The organism is Pseudomonas sp. G11-1 (assembly GCF_024031555.1).
GTDB lineage: Bacteria > Pseudomonadota > Gammaproteobacteria > Pseudomonadales > Pseudomonadaceae > Halopseudomonas > Halopseudomonas bauzanensis.
Genome location: NZ_QEYQ01000004.1, coordinates 181,232 through 206,585, shown reverse-complemented (window position 1 = coordinate 206,585; position 25,354 = coordinate 181,232). Strand labels below are relative to the sequence as shown.

27 protein-coding genes are annotated in these 25,354 nt (G+C 59.2%); 11 read left to right on the top strand and 16 right to left on the bottom strand.

What is annotated here, in order from left to right; translation table 11 throughout:
- Positions 1-61: 61 nt before the first annotated feature.
- The 4 genes from DHB74_RS13380 to DHB74_RS13365 all read right to left on the bottom strand — a co-directional run bounded on the left by DHB74_RS13380 (position 62) and on the right by DHB74_RS13365 (position 2,999).
- Positions 62-415, bottom strand: coding sequence for a DUF1428 domain-containing protein (locus DHB74_RS13380; RefSeq protein WP_136869033.1), 354 nt, complete (start codon positions 413-415; stop codon positions 62-64).
- A 30-nt stretch (positions 416-445) separates the two neighbouring features.
- The gene (locus DHB74_RS13375; protein WP_036992859.1) at positions 446-805 is read right to left on the bottom strand and encodes a YciI family protein; all 360 of its coding nucleotides are present in this window, start codon (positions 803-805) and stop codon (positions 446-448) included.
- On the bottom strand, positions 802-1,656 hold the full coding sequence (locus DHB74_RS13370) for a YciI family protein (protein ID WP_499161698.1): 855 nt from the start codon (positions 1,654-1,656) through the stop codon (positions 802-804). The genes DHB74_RS13375 and DHB74_RS13370 overlap by 4 nt, the downstream gene beginning before the upstream one ends.
- Before the next feature lie 89 nt (positions 1,657-1,745).
- Positions 1,746-2,999, bottom strand: coding sequence for an RNA polymerase sigma factor (locus tag DHB74_RS13365; protein WP_499161697.1), 1,254 nt, complete (start codon positions 2,997-2,999; stop codon positions 1,746-1,748).
- Positions 3,000-3,096: 97 nt separating this feature from the next.
- Here DHB74_RS13365 and DHB74_RS13360 point away from each other — a divergent pair, with 97 nt between their 5' ends.
- The gene (locus DHB74_RS13360) at positions 3,097-3,555 is read left to right on the top strand and encodes a DUF4112 domain-containing protein (RefSeq protein ID WP_280165187.1); all 459 of its coding nucleotides are present in this window, start codon (positions 3,097-3,099) and stop codon (positions 3,553-3,555) included.
- An 82-nt stretch (positions 3,556-3,637) separates the two neighbouring features.
- Here DHB74_RS13360 and DHB74_RS13355 read toward each other — a convergent pair whose 3' ends face one another.
- The 3 genes from DHB74_RS13355 to DHB74_RS13345 all read right to left on the bottom strand — a co-directional run bounded on the left by DHB74_RS13355 (position 3,638) and on the right by DHB74_RS13345 (position 6,275).
- On the bottom strand, positions 3,638-4,126 hold the full coding sequence (locus tag DHB74_RS13355; RefSeq protein ID WP_036992854.1) for a hypothetical protein: 489 nt from the start codon (positions 4,124-4,126) through the stop codon (positions 3,638-3,640).
- Positions 4,127-4,129: 3 nt separating this feature from the next.
- Positions 4,130-4,561, bottom strand: a complete 432-nt coding sequence (locus tag DHB74_RS13350) for a DNA polymerase III subunit chi (RefSeq protein WP_280165188.1) — start codon at positions 4,559-4,561, stop codon at positions 4,130-4,132.
- Between the two features lie 220 nt (positions 4,562-4,781).
- Positions 4,782-6,275 carry a leucyl aminopeptidase gene (locus tag DHB74_RS13345; RefSeq protein ID WP_499161696.1) on the bottom strand — a complete coding sequence of 498 codons (1,494 nt, stop codon included), beginning with the start codon at positions 6,273-6,275 and terminating at the stop codon, positions 4,782-4,784.
- 160 nt (positions 6,276-6,435) lie between these two features.
- Between DHB74_RS13345 and lptF the strand changes: the two genes are divergently transcribed.
- From lptF to DHB74_RS13310, 7 genes are all read left to right on the top strand, one after another.
- Positions 6,436-7,539: an LPS export ABC transporter permease LptF gene (gene lptF, locus DHB74_RS13340; protein ID WP_280165190.1), complete on the top strand. Its 1,104-nt coding sequence runs from the start codon at positions 6,436-6,438 to the stop codon at positions 7,537-7,539.
- Positions 7,526-8,587, top strand: a complete 1,062-nt coding sequence (gene lptG, locus DHB74_RS13335) for an LPS export ABC transporter permease LptG (protein WP_036992851.1) — start codon at positions 7,526-7,528, stop codon at positions 8,585-8,587. Before lptF ends, lptG begins: the two co-directional genes overlap by 14 nt.
- 292 nt (positions 8,588-8,879) lie before the next feature.
- Positions 8,880-9,398, top strand: coding sequence for an Hcp family type VI secretion system effector (locus DHB74_RS13330; protein ID WP_036992849.1), 519 nt, complete (start codon positions 8,880-8,882; stop codon positions 9,396-9,398).
- Between the two features lie 143 nt (positions 9,399-9,541).
- On the top strand, positions 9,542-11,623 hold the full coding sequence (locus DHB74_RS13325) for a type VI secretion system Vgr family protein (protein ID WP_499161695.1): 2,082 nt from the start codon (positions 9,542-9,544) through the stop codon (positions 11,621-11,623).
- Positions 11,608-12,465 carry a DUF4123 domain-containing protein gene (locus DHB74_RS13320; protein ID WP_499161694.1) on the top strand — a complete coding sequence of 286 codons (858 nt, stop codon included), beginning with the start codon at positions 11,608-11,610 and terminating at the stop codon, positions 12,463-12,465. Before DHB74_RS13325 ends, DHB74_RS13320 begins: the two co-directional genes overlap by 16 nt.
- A gap of 1 nt (position 12,466) precedes the next feature.
- A complete protein-coding gene (locus tag DHB74_RS13315) occupies positions 12,467-14,506 on the top strand; it encodes a LysM peptidoglycan-binding domain-containing protein (RefSeq protein ID WP_499161693.1) in 2,040 nt (679 codons plus the stop codon).
- A gap of 16 nt (positions 14,507-14,522) precedes the next feature.
- Entirely contained in the window at positions 14,523-15,407 is an 885-nt protein-coding gene (locus DHB74_RS13310; RefSeq protein ID WP_499161692.1) for a formylglycine-generating enzyme family protein, read from the top strand.
- A gap of 205 nt (positions 15,408-15,612) precedes the next feature.
- Here DHB74_RS13310 and DHB74_RS13305 read toward each other — a convergent pair whose 3' ends face one another.
- Genes DHB74_RS13305 through folM form a run of 5 tightly spaced genes read right to left on the bottom strand, consistent with a single transcriptional unit; the run spans position 15,613 to position 18,124 of the window.
- Entirely contained in the window at positions 15,613-16,098 is a 486-nt protein-coding gene (locus tag DHB74_RS13305; protein WP_499161691.1) for an RDD family protein, read from the bottom strand.
- Positions 16,099-16,132: 34 nt separating this feature from the next.
- On the bottom strand, positions 16,133-16,468 hold the full coding sequence (locus tag DHB74_RS13300; RefSeq protein WP_499161690.1) for a HopJ type III effector protein: 336 nt from the start codon (positions 16,466-16,468) through the stop codon (positions 16,133-16,135).
- Positions 16,465-16,839 carry a dihydroneopterin triphosphate 2'-epimerase gene (gene folX / locus DHB74_RS13295; RefSeq protein WP_036992837.1) on the bottom strand — a complete coding sequence of 125 codons (375 nt, stop codon included), beginning with the start codon at positions 16,837-16,839 and terminating at the stop codon, positions 16,465-16,467. Before folX ends, DHB74_RS13300 begins: the two co-directional genes overlap by 4 nt.
- A gap of 1 nt (position 16,840) precedes the next feature.
- The gene (gene folE / locus DHB74_RS13290; protein ID WP_036992835.1) at positions 16,841-17,404 is read right to left on the bottom strand and encodes a GTP cyclohydrolase I FolE; all 564 of its coding nucleotides are present in this window, start codon (positions 17,402-17,404) and stop codon (positions 16,841-16,843) included.
- Positions 17,405-17,422: 18 nt separating this feature from the next.
- Positions 17,423-18,124, bottom strand: a complete 702-nt coding sequence (gene folM / locus DHB74_RS13285) for a dihydromonapterin reductase (protein WP_499161743.1) — start codon at positions 18,122-18,124, stop codon at positions 17,423-17,425.
- A gap of 122 nt (positions 18,125-18,246) precedes the next feature.
- On the opposite strand from folM, the gene DHB74_RS13280 reads away from it, so the two are divergent.
- Entirely contained in the window at positions 18,247-18,702 is a 456-nt protein-coding gene (locus tag DHB74_RS13280) for a flavodoxin domain-containing protein (protein ID WP_280165204.1), read from the top strand.
- Between the two features lie 6 nt (positions 18,703-18,708).
- On the opposite strand, the gene DHB74_RS13275 is transcribed toward DHB74_RS13280, so the two are convergent.
- Positions 18,709-19,458, bottom strand: coding sequence for a Crp/Fnr family transcriptional regulator (locus tag DHB74_RS13275; protein ID WP_136869047.1), 750 nt, complete (start codon positions 19,456-19,458; stop codon positions 18,709-18,711).
- Positions 19,459-19,565: 107 nt separating this feature from the next.
- Here DHB74_RS13275 and DHB74_RS13270 point away from each other — a divergent pair, with 107 nt between their 5' ends.
- Both DHB74_RS13270 and DHB74_RS13265 read left to right on the top strand, forming a co-directional pair.
- Positions 19,566-20,339, top strand: a complete 774-nt coding sequence (locus tag DHB74_RS13270; RefSeq protein ID WP_499161689.1) for a class II aldolase/adducin family protein — start codon at positions 19,566-19,568, stop codon at positions 20,337-20,339.
- Between the two features lies 1 nt (position 20,340).
- The gene (locus tag DHB74_RS13265; protein ID WP_499161742.1) at positions 20,341-21,219 is read left to right on the top strand and encodes an alpha/beta fold hydrolase; all 879 of its coding nucleotides are present in this window, start codon (positions 20,341-20,343) and stop codon (positions 21,217-21,219) included.
- 25 nt (positions 21,220-21,244) lie between these two features.
- Here DHB74_RS13265 and yaaA read toward each other — a convergent pair whose 3' ends face one another.
- The 3 genes from yaaA to rhlB form a co-directional block, all read right to left on the bottom strand.
- Positions 21,245-22,021: a peroxide stress protein YaaA gene (gene yaaA / locus DHB74_RS13260; RefSeq protein WP_499161688.1), complete on the bottom strand. Its 777-nt coding sequence runs from the start codon at positions 22,019-22,021 to the stop codon at positions 21,245-21,247.
- 123 nt (positions 22,022-22,144) lie between these two features.
- The gene (locus DHB74_RS13255) at positions 22,145-23,527 is read right to left on the bottom strand and encodes a PhoH family protein (protein ID WP_499161687.1); all 1,383 of its coding nucleotides are present in this window, start codon (positions 23,525-23,527) and stop codon (positions 22,145-22,147) included.
- A gap of 240 nt (positions 23,528-23,767) precedes the next feature.
- The gene (rhlB, locus tag DHB74_RS13250; protein ID WP_136869049.1) at positions 23,768-25,300 is read right to left on the bottom strand and encodes an ATP-dependent RNA helicase RhlB; all 1,533 of its coding nucleotides are present in this window, start codon (positions 25,298-25,300) and stop codon (positions 23,768-23,770) included.
- Positions 25,301-25,354 lie beyond the last annotated feature (54 nt).

The window sequence follows — 25,354 nt, the reverse complement described above, 5'->3', positions numbered from 1 at the left end:
ACCCGTTTCAGTCAGGATTGTTTTCCTTGCTGACAGTTCCCGGCTGGGGGATGGAACAGATTCACTCATCCAACAGCATGCGGAAGCCACCATAGATCAGGCGCTTGCCGTCGAAGGGCATGGGATTGGCGTCCGGTTGCAGGCGGGGGTCCTCCATGACCTTGGCCATGCCGGCATCCCGTACCTCGCGGGAGGGCCATTCGATCCAGGCAAAGACCACCGTTTCCTCGGGCTGGCGCTTCACGGCCATGGAAAAGGATGTGGTCTGGCCCTCGGGCACATCATCACCCCAGCACTCCGTTACCCGCAGTGCGCCATGTTCCTTGAAGACCTGGGCAGCCAGGCGGGCGTGGTGGATATAGGCTTCCTGATTGGCGGTGGGCACCGCGGCGACAAAGCCATCAATGTAGTTCATGTCGATCTCCTGTTCCGCTGTTCTGGATGTTCAGTCTTTCGGTGGTAGTTCACGGGTGGGCCGTACTTCGATACTGCCCAGGCGCGCCGGCGGAATGCGGCTGGCGAGTCGGATTGCGTCGTCCAGGTCATTGGCCTCGAGCAGGTAGAAGCCGGCGAGCTGCTCCTTGGTCTCGGCAAAGGGACCATCGGTAATCAGCGTCTCGCCGTTGCGCACCCGGATTGTGGTGGCGGTTGTCACGGGTTGCAGTGGCTGACCGGTGACGTACTTGCCCTCGGCGGTCAGCCGTTCGACCCCGGCGATGCATTCCTGGTTGAGGTCATGCCATTCCTGCTCGGTCATGGCTTCGATAAGGCTCTCCTGGTAGTACACCAGCGCGACATATTTCATGGTGCGTTAACCTCCTCTGTGTTTGCGTTTTGGGGACATTGACCGGTGCCGTAACCGATCATCCAATGGGTGCCGAAGCGGTCGGTGGTCATGCCGAAGCGCTTGGCCCAGAAGGTTTCTTCGAAGGGCATGATGATCTGACCGCCCTGCTGCAACTGATCGAATACTTCGGCGGCGCGTTCCAGGGTGTCGAATTCCAGATGAACGCAGCTGCCCTGCATCGCCTGATGACAATCGCCAGCCATGTCTGCGCCCATCAGGCGTCGGCCACGAATGTTCAGGGAGGCGTGGATGATCCGGTCGGCCAGCTCGGCCGGCACTTCCGTGGCGGCGGGTGTTTCACCATAGGGAATCATGGCTTCCAGGACGCCGCCGGTGACCTGCTGGTAGAAGGTCATGGCTTCACGGCAGTTGCCGGGGAATGACAGGTGGATGTTCAGCTCGATCGGCAGCCTGGTGTGACGCTGATGTTCATCCTTGAGCGCACCGGGTTCGAAATCGCTTAGCTCGAAGTAGCGCCGTAGCTCCAGGGTGACGTTGCCATTGCTGTCTTCGCGTGGCCACTGCTTGGCCCAGTCGATGGCCTCTTCCAGGGAATCCACTTCCAGCACAGAATAACCGGCCAGTTGGTCCGAGACGGGGGTGAAAGGGCCGCGGGTGACGGTGGCTTCACCGTTGCGAAAGGCGATGCGACAACCTTCGCTGGTGGGCCGGACGCCATTGCCGAACAGAAATACACCTGCCTGGATCATGCGCTCGTTGTAATCGAGCATGGCTCGATAGACCTGATCGGATGGCAACGAGCCTTTTTCGGTGTCCTCGTCCGCTTTGCGCATCAGCATGAATTTCATTTTTATCGCTCTCCTCTGGTGGGTAGTTACCCTTGAGTCGTGCGGATGTGAACCAGATCGACAGCGGTATCGACTTTCTGATGAAGTTTTTATGACCGGCTGGCGAGTTGCTCTTCCAGTAGGCGCAGTTGGCGCGTCAGAAAACGCCGTTCCGGCTCCTGTACCACCAGTGTGAGTGCTTGCTGGTAGGCCAGTCGGGCCGATTCGAGGTCACCCGCACGGCGCAGCAGATCGGCGCGCGCTGCATGAAACAGGTGATAGCTGAGGACTTCTTTGCTGGAGTTGAGTTGCTCCAGCAGACGCAACCCGTCCTGCGGTGAGTCGCGCATGGCCACCGCCACAGCCCGGTTAAGGGTTATTACCGCGGACGGTTGTTGCCGGTGCAAGGCGTCGTAGAGCAGGACGATCCGCTTCCAGTTGGTGTCATTGGCGCTCTTGGCGGTAGCGTGTTCCGCTGCGATGGAAGCCTGCAGCGTGTAAGGAGCGACAGGCGTGAGGCGCAGCGCCTGGGCCAGCCAATCAAGGCCGAGGCGAATATCCTTCTGGTGCCAGAGGCTGCGATCCTGCTGTTCCAGCGTGACCAGTTCGCCATCCTGGTCCTGGCGGGCATCCCGGCGCGAGTGCTGCAGATACATCAGCGCGGCGAGCCCGAACACCTCTCCGTGAGGCAGCAGCCGAGCGAGTGATTCGGCCAACTGGATGGCCTCATCCACGAGGCTGACATCGAGGATATGCTGCCCTTCGCTACGTGAGTAGCCTTCATTGAAAACGAGGTAGATCACCTTGAGCACATCGGGGAGCCGTTGCGGCAGCTCATGCTGGTCCGGCACCTTGTAGGGAATGCCGGCATCGCGGATCTTGCGTTTGGCGCGGACGATGCGCTGCGCCAGAGTGGTGGGTCGCTGCAGCAGGGCACGGGCAACCTGCTCGGTAGTGAGGCCGCACATTTCCCGCAGGGTCAGCGCCACCCGCGCTTCCATGGCCAGCGCTGGATGGCAGCAGGTGAATAGCAATCGCAGCAGATCATCATCGATGGATATTTCGTCAGCTTCCACCGTCGATGGGTCGTCAGACTCCACCAGATGCGCATGGCGGCGCACTGTCTGGTTGCGGCGGATCTGGTCGATGCCGCGCCGGTGGCCGGTGCTGATCAGCCACGCGGTGGGGTTATCCGGAATGCCATTCTGCGGCCATTGCCGTAGAGCCGCTATGAAGGCTTCCTGCAGACACTCCTCGGCCAGATTGAAGTCGTTGAGCAAGCGGATCAGCGTCGCCAGGACCCGGCGAGAATGGTCCCGATAAATCTGCTCGATGTGGGCGGGAGAAGCGGGCATGACACTCATAATCGATAGCTCATCTGTCGTGAACTGCAGTATGGCAACGCTTGCTGCGAATATTGAGCCTATATTGATCTGACACCCTTTTGCTACCGGAACCATGATGCCCAAGCAGCCATCCGCAGCCGAACAACGCGCCATACTCGAGCGGCTCGATAAATTCAGCCGTTTCACTGATAGCAGCATTGGTCTGCCTTTCACGCGGTTCAAGATTGGAGTCGAGGCCATTATTGGCCTGGTGCCGGGTATTGGTGATCTGATTGGCTTGATAATGTCTGGCTACGTGCTGTTGGAAGCACAGCGGGCGGGGGCGAGTAGCAAGGTGAAGCGGCAGATGCTGCGTAATATCGGCATCGACTTTGTTGGTGGCCTGATACCGGTGGTGGGGGATGCCTTTGATGCTATCTACAAGGCCAATACACGCAATACTCGCCTGCTGAGAAACTATCTGAACGAGCAACTCGCCATAGAGCCGCCCCCGGCAACTTTTCCCTGGAAGGTATTGGTTGGTTTGTCTGTGCTGTTTGCCGTGGTTATTGGCGGGGTGGTGATATTGCTGTGAAAGCGGGGAAGTTGATCAGGTTATATTGAGTCCCGCTTGCATGAATACACCTCTCACTTGTTCCGCGCAGCAACCGTCTGGCTCAGCTGTTCACCGACCTCTGGGCGAACTGTTCCTGAATCAGCTGCTCGAGCCTGGCGCTCAACCGCTTGCGCAATTCCGCCTCGATCACCGGCAAGATCTCGTCGATCACATCCTGCATGACCAGTTGCGCTTCGGCCTGCAGGCGAGCCTCCATTCGTACCTCCCGCGCGCCAGTATGCAGCCCGCCGGATGAGGGCTGTTGCATGCTCTGCTGCAGCAACTGCTCAAGATGCACTCGCTCACCGGCGAGGCGGGCCAGTGATTCGTAGGGGAGGAAAGGATTTACCTTGAGGGAAGCAGGCGCTGCCGCTGGCGTGACAACGGGCGGCGCGTCACTGCCGGAGGTGATGATGTCCTGCAATAGAGGAATGTCGAGCTGTAGGTCTGGTTGCTGATCCGTCCCGGAGGAAGGCTCATCCAGCAATGTGCGGATGGACTCCAGGTCTTTCAGCAAGCGAGACGGGTCCGTTGGTTCGCGCTGCGTCATACATCATCCTGCTATCCGTATCTGATGTGTGCTCAGAGGATAGCCCCGTTTGCGGTAAAAACGAAATCGTTCCCGCCCCGGAACCAGGATTGGGTCGTGTTCGACCAGTATTTCCGCCAGACGGTTGAAGCGGCTGAAGAAATCGGGGGTGTCATTGCTGAGATTGATCAGCAGATCATGGTGGGGTGTCGGATCATCTCCCCAACCACAGACCACCGCCTCGTTAGGTTGGTCGGCATGCAGGGCGTGCGGCAGAAAGCTGTCTGCCCGGAATGACCACAGCAAGTCGTCCAGCCGGCTGGCCTCGGCCTCGTCCGCGCAATGCAAATAGACATGCCGGCTCTGCTGCCAGGCCTTGTGCGCCAGGCGGCAGGCATATTGCAGGCGGGCGTCGGGGCTGGGGCTGTTGAGGATGTAGAAGTCGATTCGGGTCATGGGTGCCGTTGGTTGTGGGAAGTGCGGTTAGGTTCCGGAAATATCGACGGCTCGCGTTCGGGTGTCGCCAGCGCCGGTAGCGCCGGTCATACACACGCGGCAAGTACATCCCTGTAGCTCGCGATAGCCATCCCTCGCTATCGACGGTCTAGGTCTGGCGTTACCGGCCCGGCTTGCGCAGGTCGGTGTGGTCAATATTCCCGGATTGCGCCGTGTAGCCTCAGCCCTGCACCTGATTCAACAGATACTGGGTCAGCAAGGGCACTGGCCGCCCAGTGGCGCCCTTGTCCTTGCCGCCACTGATCCAGGCGGTACCGGCGATATCCAGGTGCGCCCAGGGGTAAGCCTTGGTGAAGCGTGACAGGAAGCAGGCGGCGGTGATAGTGCCGGCTTTCGGGCCGCCGATATTGGCGATGTCCGCGAACGGGCTGTCCAGCTGCTCCTGATATTCATCGAACAGCGGCAGTTGCCAGCCGCGGTCGTCAGCCTGTTTGCCGGCATCCAGCAGTTGCTCTACCAGTACGTCATTATTACCCATGACGCCGGTCGTGTGGCTACCCAAGGCAACGATGCAGGCGCCGGTGAGAGTGGCGATATCGACCACGCTGGCGGGCTTGAAGCGCTCGGCATAGGTCAGCGCATCGCACAGCACCAGACGGCCTTCGGCGTCGGTATTGAGGATTTCGATGGTCTGGCCGGACATGCTGGTAACGATGTCACCCGGCTTGGTGGCGGTGCCACTGGGCATGTTTTCGGCGGCGGCGATGAGTATGGTCAGATTGATCGGCAATTGCAGGCTGACAACCGCCTTGAACACGCCCAGTACGGTTGCCGCGCCGCACATGTCGTATTTCATTTCATCCATACCAGCGCCGGGCTTGAGGCTGATGCCGCCGGTGTCGAAGGTGATGCCCTTGCCGACCAGCACATGGGGCTGGGTCTTGGTGTCCGCTCCCTGATAGCTGAGGCGGATCAGTTTGGCCGGTTCGGCGCTGCCGGCGCTGACCGACAGCAGTGAGCCCATGCCCAGTGCCTGCATGTCCTTCTCTTCCAGCACTTCGACTTCGGTGCCCTTGAACTGCTTGGCCAGCACCTTCGCTTCCTTGGCCAGGTAGGTTGGGGTGCAGACATTGCCGGGCAGGTTGCCCAGGGTGCGGGTCAGGTCGGTACCGTCACTGATGGCCTGTCCGTGGGCGACGGCCTGTTTGAGTACGCTGGCGTCGGCCTTGTCGGCAGACCAGAGCACGCATTTCTTCAAGCGTGGCTTGTCGGCTTTCTTGCTCTTGTACTGATCGAACTGGTACAGGCTTTCGCGAATGGTTTCCACCGCCAGGCGCGCCCGGGAATACAGATCCCGGCCCTGGACGGGCAGCTCGCTGAGGGTGAGCAGCGCGTCGGTAGCGCCACCATCCTTGAGAATCGCCACGGCTTTCTGCAGCAACTTGCGATAGTCGCGATCGCTCAATGCCGGCTTCTTGCCACTGCCGATCAGCAATACACGCTGGGCGCTGATGCCGGGGAGGGCGAACAGCATCAGGGTTTGCCCCGATTTGCCGGTGATGTCGCCACGCTTGACGGCAGCGCTGATCTGGCCGCCGCAGACACTGTCGAGGTGGGCCGCGGTGCCGGTGAGGGTGCGTGCTTCGTTGATGCTGACGACCAGGCAACCGGTTTTGATGGTTTCCGGTGCGCCGTGTTTGACGTTGAACTCCATGGTGCTCCCCAAGACAAATCGTGTGGATTGACCGATAATGCAGCCCATTATGACCGGCATCGTGCCGACGCTGGCCGAACAACTGCAGACAGTCACGCTGTAGCTGCATTCTGGCCTATTCCCGAGAGCCCTTAAAGCCCCCGGAATCAAGGAAACCAATGTGATCATATTCCGATACCTCAGTCGTGAGGTACTGACCACCCTTGCGGCCGTCAGCGGTGTGCTGCTGCTGATCATCATGAGTGGGCGTTTCATCAAGTACCTGGCCCAGGCGGCGGCGGGGCAATTGGACCCCGGTGTGCTGTTCATGATCATGGGTTATCGCCTGCCAGGTTTTGTCGTGCTGATCCTGCCGCTGGGCATGTTCCTCGGCATCCTGCTGGCCTACGGCCGCATGTATCTGGACAGCGAGATGGCCGTGCTGTCGGCGACCGGCGTCAGTGATCGCAAGATCCTCGCCTATACCCAGGGCCCAGCGTTGCTGGTGGCGTTGCTGGTGGCCTGGTTGAGTTTGTGGGTGGCGCCGGCCGGCGTACTCAAGACCCAGCAATTGTTCAATGAGCAGGATGCCATGACCGAGTTCGATACCTTGGCGGCGGGTCGTTTCCAGTCGCTGGGCAGCGGTCAGCGCGTCACCTACGCCGGTGGGTTGTCTGACGACCGCACCGAGCTGGAAACCATCTTCATCGCTGAAAGTACTGGCTCGGGCGAGGATGCCAGTGTCGGTGTGCTGGTGGCCGAAACCGGACGACAGCAGATGAATGCGGATGGTAGTCGCTATCTGGTATTGCAGAACGGCTACCGTTATGACGGTCGTCCCGGCGCGGCGGATTTCCGGACTATCCAATACGATACCTACGGCGTACTACTGCCCAAGCCGGAGGTGGTCACGGAGGTAACCGACCGCGAGGCGATGCCATCCGCTCGGCTGTTGGATAGCCCGGACCTGAAGGACCGCGCCGAGCTGCAATGGCGTCTGGCGATTCCGCTGCTGGTGCCCATTGTGGCGTTCTTCGCGGTACCGCTGTCCCGGGTCAATCCGCGGCAGGGTCGCTTTCTCAAGCTGCTGCCGGCGATCATTCTGTATATGGCCTACCTGGCATTGCTGGTCAGCGCCCGCGGCTGGATGGAAGCCGGCAAGACCCCGGCAGCGCTGGGGCTGTGGTGGGTCCATGGTCTGTTCCTGGGCATCGGTGTGTTGCTCAACTTCCGTGCCCTGACCGCACCCAATGCCCCAGCGGGAGGCCAGCATGCGACTGCTTGACCGCCATATCGGCAAATCGATCTTCCTCAGTGTGCTGACGGTGGCGCTGATCATTGTTGGCCTGGATCTGCTGTTCGCCTATATCAGCGAGCTGGAAGACCTGGAAGGCAACTATGGTGCTATCGAAGCGCTGACCTATATCTTCCTGACCAGCCCGCGCCGTCTCTACGAGCTGTTGCCGATGGCGGCATTGGTCGGCTGCCTGATTGGACTGGGGACGCTGGCAAGCAATTCGGAGCTGACCGTCATGCGTGCCTCGGGCGTCTCCATCGCCCGAATCATGGGCGCGGTGCTCAAGCCGCTGCTGGTCTTGATGGTGGCCGGCGTGCTGCTGGGCGAGTATGTCGCGCCCTACAGTGAAAATCTGGCGGAAAGTCGGCGGGCGCTGGCGGTTGGCAGCGGCGACGCGGTCAAATCCAAGGGGCTATGGCACCGTGAAGGTGATGACTTCATCCACATCAATGCGGTGCAGCCCAACGGCGTGCTGCACGGCATCACCCGCTATCGCTTCGATGACCAGCGCGAACTGCTGGAGACCAGCTTCGCCCAGCGGGCCAGCGTTCAGGATGAGCATTGGTTGCTGGAAGAAGTCGCCACCACCTTGTTCGACGTTGATGGCACCAGTAGGGTCGAGCAACATGAGCAGCAGCGCTGGGATGTGGGATTGTCTCCACGGCTGCTGCGGGTGGTTCTGCTCGATCCTGACGTACTGCCGCTGACCGGTATCTGGCACTACCAGAATTACCTTGCCGAGCAGGGCCTGAACAACAGCCAGTACTGGTTGGCATTCTGGAAAAAGCTGCTGCAGCCACTGACCACGGCGGCGCTGGTCTTCGTTGCCATTTCCTTCATCTTCGGCCCGCTGCGCTCGGTCACACTGGGGCAGCGCGTCTTTACCGGAGTGCTGGTTGGTTTCAGCTTCCGTATTCTGCAGGATCTGCTGGGGCCATCCAGTCTGGTATTCGGTTTCTCGCCATTGATCGCGGTGGTACTACCTATCCTGATACTGGTCGTGATGGGTGGCTGGTTGATGCGTCGAGCTGGCTGAGCCTGATCATCCGCTGGGCAACTTATTGCACAGCGGATCATTGATAATCCTGTTGCGACGATCCTGCAGGCCGCATTCTGAAAGGCCTGCAGGGCTATGCGCAAAAACTTGCACAGCTTTGCGCAACTTCTTGCGCAGTTTCATGTGATGGTGTTCACAGTAGCTTGGCTGGGCTTACCAGATTATTAGTAACCTACTGATTTATATTAACTATTTTTAGCTGGCACGGCTCTTGTAATACGTCTGGTTCCCGGATCGTTGTGATCCACTCAATCCAGGCAAGGAGAGCATCATGCCAACACCCGCGTATATGACCATCGAAGGCACCAAGCAGGGCCTCATTACCGCCGGTACCTTCACCGAAGATTCGGTCGGCAACATCTTCCAGGAAGGTCATGAAGATCAGATCCTGGTTCAGGCCTTCGATCATCAGGTCATCATTCCCCGCGATCCGCAATCCGGCCAGCCGACCGGCCAGCGCGTCCACAAGCCGCTGATGATCACCAAGGTCTTCGACAAGTCCTCCCCGCTGATCTTCAACTCGCTGACTTCCGGCGAGCGCCTGAACAAGTGCCGCCTGGAATGGTACCGCACCTCATCCACCGGCACTCAGGAGCACTACTTCACCATCGAACTGCATGACGCCATCATCGTGGATGTGCAGTCGCGCATGCCGAATTGCCAGGATCCGAACCTGTCGCACTTCACCCATCTGGAAGACGTCTATTTCACCTACCGCAAGATCGTCTGGACCCACGAAGTATCCGGCACTTCCGGTTCTGATGACTGGCGTACCCCGATCTCTGCCTGAGCCGCGCAGTAATCGATGCCATCGACCGGAATTCCGGTCGATGGCTTTTTCCATGACATGCAAGGAGCTTCTGGAAAACGCAACGCGTCACCCGGCATGGTCACGCGCGATGGTTTTCCAGAGTCTCCAAGAAGGAATACAGGATGTTCGCCCCGGCCAATACCGCGCACTTCAGCCTCGCCATTCCGCGCCTGGAACATGACTTCAAGGTGCTGGCCTTCCAGGGCACCGAAGCCATCAGCCAGCCTTATTGCTTTGAACTGGACCTGGTCAGCGAACGGCCGGACCTGGATATCGAAGGGTTATTACATCAGCCGGCATTTCTCAGTTACGCCGGGCCGGACCAGGGCGTGCACGGCCTGATCCACAGCGTCGCCCAGGGCGAATCCGGCAAACGCCTGACCCGTTACCGCATCACCCTGGTCCCCCGGCTGGCCTACCTGCAGCACGCCACCAACCAGCGCATCTTCCAGCACCGCACTGTGCCGCAGATCATCACCGAGGTGCTCAAGGGGCACGGCATCTTTACCGATTCATTCCGCTTCCAGTTGCGTGAAGACGGCCCCGAGCGGATCTACTGCACCCAGTACGACGAGACCGACCTGCACTTCATCCAGCGTCTGTGCGAAGAGGAAGGCATCCACTATCACTTCCAGCACAGCCCCGAAGGCCACCAGCTGGTGTTCGGCGAAGACCAGACCGTCTTCCCCAAACTGACCCCGACCCGCTTCAACCAGGGCAGCGGCATGGTCGCCGACGAGCCGGTCATCAAACGCTTCAACCTGCGCCTGCAAACCCGCCCCAGCCAGGTCAGTCGCCGCGACTACAACTTTGAAAAGCCGCGCCTACTGATGGAAGCCACCGCCCACACCGAAGCGCTGCCCGCGTTGGAAGACTACGACTACCCCGGCCGCTTCACCGACCGCGACCGCGGCAAACATCTCGCCACCAGAACCCTCGAAGCCCACCGCAGCGACTACCGTGTGGCGCAAGGCGACAGCGATCAGCCAACCCTTATCAGCGGCCACTTTCTGGCCCTGACCGAGCACCCGCGCCAGGAATGGAATGATCTCTGGCTGCTGACCTCTGTGACCCACGAAGGCAAACAGCCCCAAGTGTTGGAAGAATCGGTGACCAGCGCCAACCCCGGGGATGACTTCACCCAGGGCTACCGCAACTCCTTCACCGCCACCCCCTGGGACGTCATTTTTCGTCCGCCAACGCAGCACAAGAAAAACCCCATCAACGGCACCCAATCCGCCGTCATCACCGGCCCCGAAAACGAAGAAATCCACTGCGACGAATACGGCCGCGTCAAAGTCCAGTTCCACTGGGACCGCCAGGGTCAGGCCAACGACAAAACCAGTTGCTGGCTCCGCGTCGCCAGCAACTGGGCCGGCGACCGCTACGGCGGCATCGCCATCCCGCGTGTCGGCATGGAAGTGCTGGTCACCTTCCTCGAAGGTGACCCGGACCAACCGCTGATCACTGGCTGCCTGTATCACAAGACCCACCAGGTCCCGTACAGCCTGCCGGAGCACAAGACCCGCAGCGTCTTCAAAACCCTCAGCAGCCCCGGTGGCGACGGCTTCAACGAACTGCGTATCGAAGACAAGGCCGGTGAAGAACAGATCTTCATCCACGCCCAGCGCGACTGGGACCAAAACATCCAGCACGACCAACATATCCGCGTCGGCAACGAACGCCATGACCGAGTCGAAGCCAACAGCTACACCGAACTGCTGGCCGAAGAACACCGCACCACCCATGCCGACCGCAAAACCGAGATCATGGCCGACGACCACCTGACCGTCGCCAACAACCAGCACGTCAAACTCGGCACTGCACATCTGCTGGCCGCCGGTCGCGAAATACACCTCAAGGCCGGCCAGAAAATGGTTATCGAAGCCGGCATGGAAATCACCCTTAAAGCCGGCGGCAGTTTCATCAAGATCGATCCCAGCGGAGTCACTTTGGTCGGGCCACAGGTGCGGATGAACTCGGGTGGCAGTCCGGCAAATGGCAGCGGCGTTTCGGCGTTGCTTCCGACAATCGCGGGTGCCGCGGATTCAGACACCGCAGGTCAGATCACTCAATGGCCATTGGCAAATAGTCCGGAGCGGTTAGTAGCGGCTGCGAAAGACAACTTGCTGCTGAGCAGCCAATGCCACCGTCAGCCTGACGGCAACTGTTCGCTGGAGGCGTGCCCATGCCTGAGCAACTGAGCCACCTTCGTTGCGTGCGTTATGGCGAGCTACCTGCGGCTGATGATGGCCTTTATTTGCTACTGGACGGTGCTCTGCTCAATGCTCCCCGACTGGTTTATGAGCACGATAGCAATCCGCAGCTGGAGCAGCTTTATCGCGGTACACGACATGCCTCGGCGTTGGGAGTGAGCCCCTGTCTCGTCAAACCTTCGATCGACTCACAACTGTGGACAGAAGAGCACCGATGGAATACGTCGGGCATCGTGATTCGATCAGAGCTGCCGATGGCTCAATTGATAGATCACCTCCGTAGCCTTATCAGCGCACGCCTGCCCTCAGGTCAATTGGCCTATTTGCGCTATTACTCGCCTGAGTGGTTGCTGCGTTTGTTGAGTTCATTCACGGCTACGGAAGTCAGCGCATTTGCCGGCCCGGTCAGTGCCTGGGTGGTCTTCAGAGAAAATGAATGGTTTGAACTTGCTCCTGACTGCGCCGGCGACTGTCGAAGTGCATCAGAAGAAGGTTGGTTTACTATCCGTTCCGCGCAGCTCGAACAGTGGGAGCAGGAGCAGCGAGAGCAGTTTCTCGAACGCATGGCTGATCACTTTGGTGGCGCCAGTATTGATGAGCAGGAAGGGCTGCAACGGCGTGAGTGGCTTTCTCAATTGATCATGCGGGCAAATGAGTACGGGTTTGATCGGGAACATCTTTGTATCCATTATCTGGAGCTGGCGTGGGCTTTTCCCGATCAGATAAGTTCCGCATCGATCATCAGTTCTTTGACGGATCGAACCCAGGCGGGCGCCGCGAGATTGCGACAGGTAGAAGAACAGCTTTTTGGACTCGCCAGGGAGGCATGATATGTCCTACACCGTGAAATCAGGTGATAACCTCAGCCTCATTGCCCGGGCAAACGGCACAACCGTCGCCACATTGATGCGCCTTAACCCAGATGTTCAGGATGCCAATACGATCTATCCGGGACAACAGATTCAATTACCTGCCGGCCAGCCAAGTCGAGAGACGCGTACTGTGGGTCAGGTAGCGGACTGCAGCGACTGTTCTGACGAATATATAGATCTGATCCACCAGGCAGAGGAAGGGGTTTTCATCCCTATTACTGAGCAGGAACAGCAGCAGATCGAACGGGAAGAGGCGTTTTTGGAACAGATGATTCGTCAGTTCTATGCCGGCCTGGACGGCGCAGAGCAAGACATCGTGGCGCATAAAGCGGCGTTTATGGAGCGACTGATGCGCGAGCGTTTGATTGACGAAAGCAACCCGGCGCAGCCCTTTCAGCTGACCGAAATCCGCCGTCTGGCAGGGAATAGGCATTATGCTTATGTGCGCAAGGACAGCGGCTGGCGCCGTCACAGAAGCTACAGCATCGAATCTCAAGACCGGGCACGACAAGAAGGTTGGTTTGATCATACTACCGGCAAGGTAGATCCGCGCAAGCTGGGCGAGACAATTAAGAAAGATTTGAAAATCCAGTTCAACGCTCCTATTTATCAGGCGTTCGTTGACTGGTGTCTCCTGGAATGGCAAAGCGATGATGCAAAGTGGACGCCGATCGAAGGTATGCCGCCCATCATCTCCAGAGCGGAAGCGCAAGCCATGCGATTCGCCATGGGAGCGAGCTTGAGCGCAGGATACGATCCCAAACAACTGACCGCCCACATTGCCGCCAAGGCTACTGCCAGTGCCAGTCTTGTAGAAGGCAAAGCTTATAGCGAAATAGCTTGGCCCGCCGAAGAAGAAAGCGAGTGGACGATCCGTTATCGAGACGAGACCAACCAACTGCAAACAGCCTCTCTGGGCAGATTCCGCGCTCTCGCCCGTATTGAGCTTGCCGGCTTCGCCGGCGCCAGCGCCATCCTCGCCGCCAATGTACATGTCACCGCTGAGAATGGTATTCCTACACTGCGTGGCGTCGGCGGCACCCAAAGAACCGGCAACGAAGCCGCAAATGCCGAAGCAGGTGCCTTCGCTGGGGTTAGAGCGGATGGGAAAGTGGAGGGCACGATTGAATGGATGGACATGCTGGAGGACCGCCCTACATGGACGACGCTTTGCAGCTTGGGGGTGGGGGCTGGCGCTGCGTTGGGACTAGGGGCGGAGGCTAGAGTGCAATTGAAATGGAGTGCTCGAGCTCAGAGTTTTTATTTCAACGTTCATGCAGGGGTAGTGGTTGGCCCCGGTGCTTCGGGAGAGCTTGGGGCTGAAGTGGGGGCTGGTGCCTTTTTGAGCATGTTGCATTGTGTCTATAACGGGCTGTTGAAAGTAGACTTTCGAAGGCTGGAAGATATTGATGAGAGCGCGTTTGAATATCTATGCAGATTCATGTTGCATGGTGTGTTAACTGGCACATCTATAGCCCGTGAGGCTATGAAGCTAGGGACGGATGTAGCGATCGATGTGGTACGAGAGGTTTCGCGTATATTGCAGCAGCATCAAACAGCGATGCTGCGGGAGCGGTTGGCGTTTCAAACTGCCGATAATGTGCTGCGCGATTTGGACAAAGGGAGCCAGAGCTGGGTAGGCCATGCTCCTCCAGAGGTTAAGGGTGTGCTGTTGGATATTCTATGCTACGACTATTGGTTGACATTGGAGCGAGTAGGAGTCGTGGGGTTTTACAAAAGAGAACGAGCAATACTTAAGATTTTGGAGACCTCGCGTTCTTGGCGTGATTATGAAGAAACGATAACCAGGATGAATTCGGAAGGTAGTAAACAGGAGTTTCATGCAAATAGAGAGCGCCTGATCGATCTCATGACTTGGCTGCATTCGGTGAAATTTCGCTTGTTTGAGAATGAGCTGAAAAATAAAGAGCCATTAGCAGATAGGCCCATGCGGCTAGCACGTCATATTTCACTGACAACGGATCAACATTATGCTTAAGCTATGGAGAGTAATCTTGATTCTCCCTAATATCGCCCTATTAAGTGCTTGCAGCAGTGGGGCTGAGCAGGTCGAGCTCGAATCTAATCTAGTAGAACTGCTCTCAAGAGCAGAGCGCGACCAAGTGTATATTAAGGGGGGGGACTTTGTTATGGGAGATTTCGGTGCTGTGCAAAACGGTCAGTGGTTACCGTATTTTCCACCAACCGCCGAGATAGATGAGGCTCATACAGTGGAGTTGTCTGGCTTCTCTCTATCTGCGTATGAAACCACTTGGAAAGATTATGACACTTATAGCTTGATACATGATAAGCCGATCGTAATCCGAGGCGGGGGAGAGGAATACCCGAGAGAGGCTTATCTGCAAAATCTGGAGCATGATCATGATTTACGGAAGCCGGCACGAGTGACATGGCAAGAGGCCAAGGACTATTGTCTATGGCTTAGGGATAAAACGGGTATTGCCTTCGACCTGCCTACCTCCGCTCAGTGGGAGTTCGCAGCTAGAAACCGGGGTAGCAAAGATTGGATATACCCGACTCATGATGGAAAAGCGACCCCCAACGGGGCGCGAAGGGGTGGTGAAGGATGTATTTTCTGGACGGGTGTATGTTCGGTAGGAACGAACCTTCCGCCCAATCCTCTTGGCCTTTATGACATGGCGGGCAATGAGGAGGAGTGGGTTGAAGACTGGTATTCGGAGACGTATTACCGGGAAAGTAATGGAGTAAAGAACCCCACCGGACCGCTAGAAGGCACGAAAAAAGAAGTGCGTAGTCTGGAGGTGGGGTCACTGAGCTTCAGTTTTTCAAGGCGCGCTATGCCGGCAGTGCTTTCCAATGGCTCCGTTGCCCTCGCAGGCTTCCGCTGCGCGGTTCAAAGCCCAGAACCTATTCACTGATCATTACGGGTCGTACAACCTGGCCGTGATTATCAGTGGTTGCGCCGGCAGTTGGCCGGAGAGCCCGAGCGGCGCACCATGTTCATCGATCCGAGCTGTGACTTCTGTGGCAGTGGTTACGAGACGCAGTACAAGGGCGGGTAACCCGTACTTGGGAAACGGGGTATCAATGGCGCCTGATACTCCGTGAATCCTGGGATAGCCCTTATTTCTTCGGCAACACCACCGTTTGGGTACCGGAGGCGATGTCATGCCAGGTGCGCGATTGCTTGTCCCACAATGCCCACCAGATGCCCAGACCGCCGCAAAGCCAGGAGAGTAGTCCGACGGTGACCCGGATGATTGATTGCCGCCAGGTGATAGAACGGCCGTCGGGCTGCTGCACGCGAACCCGCCAGGCTTGCGCGCCCAGCGTCTGGCCGCGCAGGGTCCAGAACAGGCCGAAGAAGCCGTAGATGGCGAGGATCATCAGGGCGGTCAGCAGCGGATCGCGGTCCAGGGTGCCAGCGTCGGACATCGCCTGCAGTGCTTCGCTGCCATAAACCATGCGCAGAATGCCCTGCTGGTAGGCCAGGATCAGCACCATGAGCAATGCCAGCATCAGCATCAGGTCATAGAAAGCGCTGGCCAGGCGGCGGAACAGGCCGGGAGCGGGGAAATCCCCGGTGGGTAACAGTTGCTTGACCGCCATGCGGGCTCCGTCTGTGTCAGTTTGCCGAAATCGTTCAGCGCCGGGTCAGCGGCGGGTGTTCAAAGGCGATGCCGGCCAGGCCATGTTGCATCAGGGCGCGGATATTGGCGTGCTCGGTACCGTCCGGGCTGGCCAGCACGGCCTGGTAATGCTCAGCGAAGCACTGCAGGGCCTGCTCATCATTCAGCCCTTGATCCAGCGCCATGGCGATAACCTTGCAGGAGCCCTGGTTCTGCTCCGCGCTATTGCGTACTGGCCCGTTGCTGAACGCGCTGGGTTGATAGTGATAGTGCTGCTCGATGAACGCGAGCGTATCGGCAAAGCAATGTGCGGGGGACCCCAGGCGGGTCTTGAGTTGCTCGGCGGTCATGGGCGTTCGGCGCTCAGAGTGATGGACACGGACTCGGCAAACCGCAGGGCGTGGGGTTTATCCACTTCAACCTCGGCATAGCGCACCTGTGCATGCTGCATGATGATATCCAGCAGCTCCTGGGTCAGCCGTTCCAGCAGGGCAAAGCGGTTGTTTTCCACGTGGCTGATCAGCGCCTTGGTGATGGTGCGGTAGTTCAGGGCGTGATCGATCTCGTTCTCGGCCACTGCGCTGTCGGCCGGGTAGAGGATGCGGGCATTGATCAGTACATCCTGCCGGTTGTTGATTTCCTCTTCCTTGATACCGATGAAGGTCCGCAGGCGCAGGTTCTTGATCCGGATGCGCGCCATGCCGGGCTCCAGACGCTCCATATCAGTTGCTCCGACCGATCAGTTGCAGGAATTCCTGGCGGGTATTGACCGACTCGCGGAAGCTGCCGAGCATGACCGAGGTGAGCATGGAGGAATTCTGTTTTTCGACGCCGCGCATCATCATGCACATATGGCGCGCTTCGATGACCACCGCTACGCCTTTGGCATCGGTCACCGATTGCACGGCCTCGGCCACCTGGCGGGTGAGGCTTTCCTGGATCTGCAGGCGGCGGGCGAACATGTCGACGATGCGCGCGACCTTGGACAACCCCACCACCTTGCCGTTGGGCATGTAGGCGACGTGGGCCTTGCCGATGAAGGGCAGCATGTGGTGTTCGCACAGGGAATACAGTTCGATGTTCTTGACGATAACCATCTCGTCGCTGGAGGACTCGAACAGGGCGCCATTGACGATCTCTTCCAGTGACTGGTCGTAGCCGCGGCAGAGAAACTGCATGGCCTTGGCCGCCCGCAGCGGGGTGCCCTTGAGGCCTTCGCGCTCGGGATCTTCGCCCAGGTTGCTGAGGATGTCGTGATAGTTGCTGGTCAGTTTTTCAAGGCTCATCGGAATTCTCTTGTGGATTCACTTCAGGCTTCTGCCGCCATTCAGGTCGAGGCAGGTACCGGTTACGTAGGGATTGTCCAGCAGATAGCGGACGGCCTGATAGACCACCTCCGGGCCGGGCTCGATGCCCAGCGCAGACTTGGCCAGCGCCTTCTCGCGGTACTCTTCGGAGTCACCCTCATTGAACATGATCAACGCCGGAGCGATGGTATTGACCTTGATCCGTGGCGCGAAGCGGGCGGCAAAGGAACGGCTGAGGCTTTCCAGACCGGCCTTGGTGGCGCTGTAAGCGATGTGGTTGGCACTACCGCGTTGGGCTACATGATCACTGATATGGATGATGTCGCCGGTGACCTCGGGATCGAATAGCTCGGCGCAGGCCAGATTCAAGAGGTAAGGCGCCTGCATATGTACCATGAACATCTGCTGGAATGCCTCGGCGGCGTGATCGTCATTTCGCCATTCCGACGCATTGTGGATCAGGGCACGCAGGCGGATATTTCGCCGGGTCAGGGTATCGATCAACTGCTGGATGCCGACCTCGGTGGAAAAGTCGGCCAACAGTACCTCGATATTCTCCAACGGCTCATCCTGCCACTGCGGCCGTGGCCGGCGGCAGGTGATGATCACCCGGAAACCCTCAGCCGCAAGACGCTGGGCACAATGCAGGCCTACGCGCTGAGCTGCTCCGGTAATCAGAATGGTCTGCTGATCGTTCATGGTGCCGGGGGTCTGGTGGTCGATCGAATGCCGCATCTTAGCATGTTCGCCCCGCTGGGTCCGGCAGCCGGATACCGATTCGGGCATACTATGCGCCCGGTTATTCTTCCAAGGGGACGAAGATGCGTTTGGCAATACTCAGTGGTTCAGTGTTCGGCACGGCCGATTTTCTCGCGGATGAGGCAGCCGAGCGTTGCGCGGCGGCAGGGCTGCAGGTCAGCCGTATCAAGCCGGCCTCGGTCGATGCGCTGCTCGATGCTGGTGCGGATGCCATTCTGGTGTGCTGTTCGACCACTGGCATGGGTGAGTTGCCGGAAACCATCATGCCTTTCTACAGCGAAATGCAGACACGCTTTCCTTTGCTCACCGATATTCCCTTCGGCGTCATTGGCCTGGGTGATTCCTCCTATGGCGATACCTATTGCCAGGGCGGTGAACTGATGCGTGAGCTGCTGTTGGAGTTGCAGGCGCGGGAGGCGTTGCCCATGCTGCAGCTCGATGCCAGCGAGACGGTCACGCCGGAAGTAGACGCCGAGCCGTGGCTGGATGAGCTGATCGGTGTGTTGAAAAGCGCCTGACCTGTTTCAGAGCAGATTGTCGGTGCCGGTAGCCAGGCGGGTCAGTGCCTCTTCATCGAGAATGGTGATCTGGCTGTAATGGATGCGAATCCAGCCCGCTTGTTCGAGCCTCTTCAATAGCTTATTGATGCTCTGTCGCGAGCTGTTGAGCATCAGTCCAAGTACTTCCTGGGACAGCTGGATCGACAGCCGCTCGTTCTCTTGCGCCACGTCGCCATAATACTGCGCATGCATCAGCAGCCGCTTGGCCAGGCGGGCGGGCAGTGGCAGCAAGGCGCTGTCTTCCATCATGTTGAAGGATTGGCGCAGCCGTCGGCACAACAGCCGCATGAAATGCGGATACAGCTCGGGGCGGCGTTCGAGCAATTGTTGAAAACCCGTGCGGGGGATCAGCAGGAGTTCGGTGACGCCCATGGCATGGGCATCGTGGGTGCGCGGCAATCCATCGAACAGGGAAATCTCACCGAACCAGTTACCGGGGCTCAGCACCGTCAGCAGGGCTTCGCGTCCATCGGCGCCGGTATTGCTGATGCGCATGGCGCCGGTGCTGATGCCATACAAGCCATCCGGCAGGTCACCGCGGGCGTGCAACCGCTGGCCATCCTCCAGCCGGCGCAGCCGGGCCATCGATACCATCTCGCTGATGCATTCCGCCGGCAGGTCGCGGAACCAGCGGTTGCGCTGCAACAGCGCCGCATGCCGGTCGCCATCACCCGGTGACACTGTAAGCTGGTTGACAGTGCTATCTGCTGTCACGTTCTAGACTCTCCTGAAGATGCCTGGCCGATGGATATGCGCAGTATGCCGCAATTGGCTGAAAAGTCCTGCCCCGGCAAATCCCAACATACAAGAGGATCATCCCTATGAATGCAATGCAGCCCCTGCCCGCAACCGATATCCAGGCTCTGGTAAGCGCCGAGGAATGGCAAACCCGTGTGAATCTGGCCGCCTGCTACCGCCTGATCGCCATGCATGGCTGGGATGATGTGGTCTTCACCCACGTGTCGGCCAAGATTCCCGGTACCGAGCATTTCCTGATCAACCCCTACGGACTGATGTTCGAGGAAATGACCGCCTCCAACCTGGTCAAGATCGACCTGCAGGGCAACAAGCTCATGGACTCGCCCTATGAAATCAATCCAGCGGGTTTCACCATCCACAGCGCGGTGCATGAAGTACGCCATGACGCCGGCTGCGTGCTGCACACCCATACTCCGGCTGGGGTCGGTGTGTCCTGCCAGAAGGATGGCATTCTGCCGATCTCCCAGCAGGCGCTGTTCGTGTTGTGCAGCCTGGCCTACCACGATTATGAAGGCGTGGCGCTGAATGAAGAGGAAAAGGTGCGGCTGCAAGCGCATCTGGGCAATGCCAACAACCTGGTGCTGCGCAACCACGGCTTGCTGACCTGCGGCAAGACGATATCCGATGCTTTCCTGACCATGTATACCCTGCAGCGCTGCTGCGAGATTCAGGTGGCTGCGCAGGCCGGTGGCAGCGAGCTGCTGACCATCCCGCAGGCCATTCTGGATGGGGCCAAGGAAAGCATGCGCAAAGTGACCCGTGGCGCCGGCAGCGGCATTGCCTGGCCAGCCCTGCTGCGCAAGCTGCAGCGGGTCAATCCGGGGTTTGATGTCTGATATGGACCAGCTCGCGGGTATCGCGCTGGCGGATTGGCGGGCCCAGGCGCGGGAATTCGAGTTCCGTGGTTATCAACTGCGGTATTGGGAGGCCGGGCAGGGCGAACCGCTGCTGCTGATCCACGGCTTCCCCTCGGGTTCCTGGGATTGGCATTACCTGTGGCAGCCACTCGCTGAGCGCTACCGGGTGATTGCCTGCGATATGCTGGGTTTCGGCTTTTCCGCCAAGCCGCGTGGGCATGCCTACAGTTTGTTGGAACAGGCTGATATCCAGCAGCACCTGCTGCAGACCCTGGGCGAGTCGCACTATCACATCCTGGCCCATGACTACGGCGACAGCGTGGCCCAGGAGCTGCTGGCCCGGGATCTGCTGGAGGGTGAGCGGCAAATGGGCAGCCTGTGCTTTCTCAATGGTGGGCTGTTTCCAGAAACCCATCGGCCGGTGCTGCTGCAGAAATTGCTGATGAGCCCCATTGGCTTTCTGATCGGTCGGCGGTTCAGTCGGGAGCGGCTGGCGGCGAATTTCGGCAAGGTGTTCGGTGCCGATACCCAGCCGGACGAGCAGGAGCTCGATGCTTTCTGGGCCATGATCGAAGCCAATAATGGCCCGGCGGTGATGCACCGGCTGATTGGCTATATGGCTGAACGGCGGGTGCACCGCGAGCGCTGGGTCGGTGCCATGCAGCGCACCTCAGTGCCGCTGCGGGTGATCGACGGCGCGGCTGATCCAATCTCCGGTGCCCATATGGTGGCGCGGTACCGGGAGTTGATTCCGCAGCCCGACACCATGCTGCTGGAGGGTATCGGGCATTACCCACAGGTCGAAGCGCCGGAGCAGGTATTGGCCGGCTACCTGGCTTTCCGCGACAGGCTGAACTGAGTCGGGCAGCGCCGCTGCCCGCGCCTCATTGCTGTTCGTCGCGCAGGAACACCAGCTTGTCGGGGCTGGAGCTGGCCTTGTCGAAGTAGTAACCCTCGAGATTGAAATCCTTCAGGCCTTCCGGATCGCTGAGGCGCTCCTTGATGACATAGCGCGCCATCAGGCCGCGGGCTTTCTTGGCGTAGAAGCTGATGATCTTGTATTGGCCGTTCTTCTGATCCTTGAACACGGTCTCGATCAGCCGACCCTTGAGTGCCTTGGGTTTGACCGCGCCGAAGTATTCCTGGGAGGCGAGATTGAGCAGCACGTCATCGCCCTGTTCCCGCAGGTCCTGATTCAACCAGTCGGTGATGTGATTGCCCCAGAACGCATACAGATCCTTGCCGCGTGGGTTGACCAGCTTGGTGCCCATTTCCAGCCGGTAGGGCTGCATCAGGTCCAGCGGCCGCAAAATGCCGTACAGGCCCGACAGCATGCGCAGATGCTGTTGGGCAAAGTCGAGGTCGGCTTCGCTGAAATCCTCAGCCTGCATGCCGGTGTAGACGTCGCCTTTGAATGCCAGCAGCGCCTGCTTGCTGTTCTCGGTCGTGAAATCATCACTGTAGCTGCCGAAGCGGGCGACATTCAGCGCGGCCAGCTTGTCGGACAGGGACATCAGCTTGGCGATGTCCTGGGGGGACTTGTCCCGGAGCACGTCGATCAGCTCCCGGCTGTGCTCCAGATAGCGTGGCAGGGAATGGCGCTCGGTGGCCGGGGCTGTCTCGTAATCCAGGGTCTTGGCAGGGGAAATCACCATCAGCATGGCTAGGGCTCCTTGAAATGCAATGCCCGTCATTATGCCGCAAGCGAGACGCGAAGGCTGCTTATGGTGCCGATAAAGCCAGTCAATGGAACGGGCCGGGCAGGGGTGCCCGGCCCGATTGGGTCACAGGTGGGTTTCGGCGTATTCCGCCAGCACGGAGCGTGGTACGCCCTGCAGGTGGATATGCACGCCATGGGGGAAGTCTTTGAAGCACTCGGTCAGATAGGTCAGCCCCGAGCTGGTGGCGTTCAGATAGGGCGTATCGATCTGTGCCAGGTTGCCCAGACAGACCACCTTGGAGCCGGCACCGGCGCGGGTAATGATGGTCTTGATCTGGTGAGGGGTGAGGTTCTGGCTCTCGTCGATCAGGATAAAGCTCTGCTGGAAGCTGCGCCCGCGGATGTAGTTCAGCGACTTGAACTGCAAGGGTACCCGGTCGAGGATGTATTCCACGCTGCCATGGGTGCACTCATCATCCATATGCAGCGCTTCGAGGTTGTCGGTGATCGCCCCCAGCCATGGCTCCATCTTCTCCTTCTCGGTGCCCGGCAGAAAACCGATATCCTCGTCCAGCCCCTGGGTGCTGCGGGTGGCAATGATGCGCCGGTAGGTCTTGCTGACCATGGTCTGCTCGATGGCCGCGGCCAGCGCCAGGATAGTCTTGCCCGAGCCGGCAGCGCCGGTGAGGTTGACCAGATGAATATCCGGGTCCAGCAGCGCGTGCATGGCCAGTGCCTGGAACAGATCACGTGGCCGCAGCCCCCAGGCTTCCTGATGCATCAGCGGCTCGCGATGCATGTCCAGCAGCCGCAGATCCCGCCCATCGACTGCCTTGACCTGACCGACGAAGCCCTGCTCATCGATGATGAAATCATTGATATGCAGGGCCGGCAGGTTGTCGGTGAGTTGAACATCATGCAATGTCTGGCCGGTAAGCTGGCTAGTTTCCACTTTGCTGGCGCGATCCCAGAACGAGCCCTCGATCTGGTGGTAACCGCGGGCCAGCAGGCTGATGTCATCCAGTAACTGATCGGTATGGTAATCCTCAGCGTCGATGCCGCAGGCTCGGGCCTTGAGGCGCATGTTGATGTCTTTCGATACCAACGCAATGCGGTTGTCCGGATGGCGTATCTGTAACTGGCAAAGCTGGTTGATGATCTTGTTGTCGTTGAGATCGTTGGGCAGGCAGTGAGCGGGGAGAGGTGCCTTGTCCATCAGAATGGCGAGAGTGCCGTTGGGTTTCAGTTTGCCGCGCTGGATGGGAACGCCTGATTCGACCAGTTCAGGTGGTGCATCGGCCAGGGTCTGGTCGATCAGTCGGATTGCCTGGCGGCAGTCCGCTGCGGTGCTGGTCTTGCCGGATTTGAGCTTATCGAGTTCTTCAAGGACGATCATCGGGATGATGACGTGGTGTTCTTCGAAATTGAGCAGTGCGTTGGGGTCGTGGATGAGAACGTTGGTATCAAGTACGTAGAAGGTGTGTCGGGTCGCTCCGCACGCTTCCATGGGCTATTACCTCGCAATGGTCGCAGTCACGAGACTGGATCAGGCGCCGGTCTGCACCTGGCAGTCCGCAAGGCCGACTCGCATTACCTGACGGTATCAATGGATCACTGCCAAGCATCGGTCGGTTAATTGAGGTATAGCGCAAATCATGTGACAGCAACAAGCGTCATGGCGTAGAAAAATGACAGTTTTTGACTAGCGGGGCGGGGCGATGGCTCGCCCCGGCTCTTGCATTGCGCGTCAACGACGGTCCCGTCGGCCATCCCGGCGGTTGCTCGAACGCTTGCGGTTGGCTGCCGCCGCAGCGGCCTGTTCGGCTTCGTTGGCATCGCTGGCGGCTTTCTCCTCCGCGGTGCGCTGAAGCTTGGGCACGGGCTTGAGGTAGATCTCCTCCGGTGGGATGCAATCGAGCTTGCCGCCCAGCAACTCCTCGATCGGCGGCAGCTGGAAGGCGTCATCTTCACCGGCGAAGCTGATGGACGTGCCCTTGGCGCCGGCGCGACCGGTACGACCGATGCGGTGTACGTAGTCTTCCGGATCGTCCGGCAGGGTGTAGTTGATCACATGGCTGATGCCATCGATATGGATGCCACGGCCGGCCACATCGGTAGCGACCAGTACCCGCAGCTTGCCCTCGCGGAAGTTCTCCAGGGTGCGTACCCGCTTGTTCTGTGGCACATCGCCGGAGAGCTGGGCGGCATTCACGCCATCGCGGACCAGGCGCTCCTGGATGCGGCGCACTTCATCCTTGCGGTTGGCGAAGACCATGACCCGTTCCAGTTCGAGCTGGGTAACTAGGTTGAACAGCAGCTTGTACTTGTCACTGCCGCTCACGGCATAGACCTTCTGCGTGATGTTCTCCGAAGCGGGCCGTTCCGGCTCGATTTCGACGATGGCCGGGTCGACCGTCCATTGCTGCGCCAGGTTCATGACGTCATCGCTGAAGGTGGCGGAGAACAGCAGGGTCTGGCGGTCGCCCTTGCGCGGAGTCTGGCGGATGATCTGCCGCACCTGGGGAATGAAGCCCATATCCAGCATGCGGTCGGCTTCATCGAGTACCAGCACCTCGACCAGATCCAGATGCACTTCACCGCGGTTGCAGAAGTCCAGCAACCGGCCGGGGGTGGCCACCAGAATATCGCAGTACTTGCGTTCCAGCTGCTTGAGCTGTTTGTCGTAATCCATGCCGCCGACAAAGCCCATGACATTCAGGCCGCAGTGCTTGGTCAGCCCTTCGGCGTCGCTGGCAATCTGCATGACCAATTCGCGGGTCGGGGCGATGATCAGCGCCCGCGGCTCACCCATGAAACGCTCATCCGGTGGCGGGGTTTCCAGCAGCTGGGTGATGGTGGAAATCAGGAACGCCGCGGTCTTGCCGGTACCGGTCTGGGCACGGCCAATGGCATCGTGGCCGAGCAGGGTGTTGCCCAGCACTTCGGCCTGGATCGCGGTGCAATAACTGAAACCCTGGTCCTGAATGGCACGCATCAGGCTGTCAGGCAGCGGGAAGTCATGAAAGCGCGTCTTGCCCTCGGCCGGTTCGACCGCGAAATCCGCAAGCGTCCAGGGTTTGGCTGGCGGCGGGGTGGCGCGCGGTTTGCTCTGGCGGCTGCGCTTGGGGCGGGCTTCGCGCTGGTCCTGCTGGGCTGCGGCGGGCGGCGTCGGCGGTTCGGGAGCCGGGCGTATCGGTGCGGCCGCCGGCTCGATATGCGTCTCATGGTGCGGAGCCGGTGTCTTGCCCGGCTTGAACAGTTTTTTCAGTGCCTTTAGCACAATCGTCTCTCGATGTGATATGGGATCACCGAGCAGTGTAAAGGAAGCTCTGAA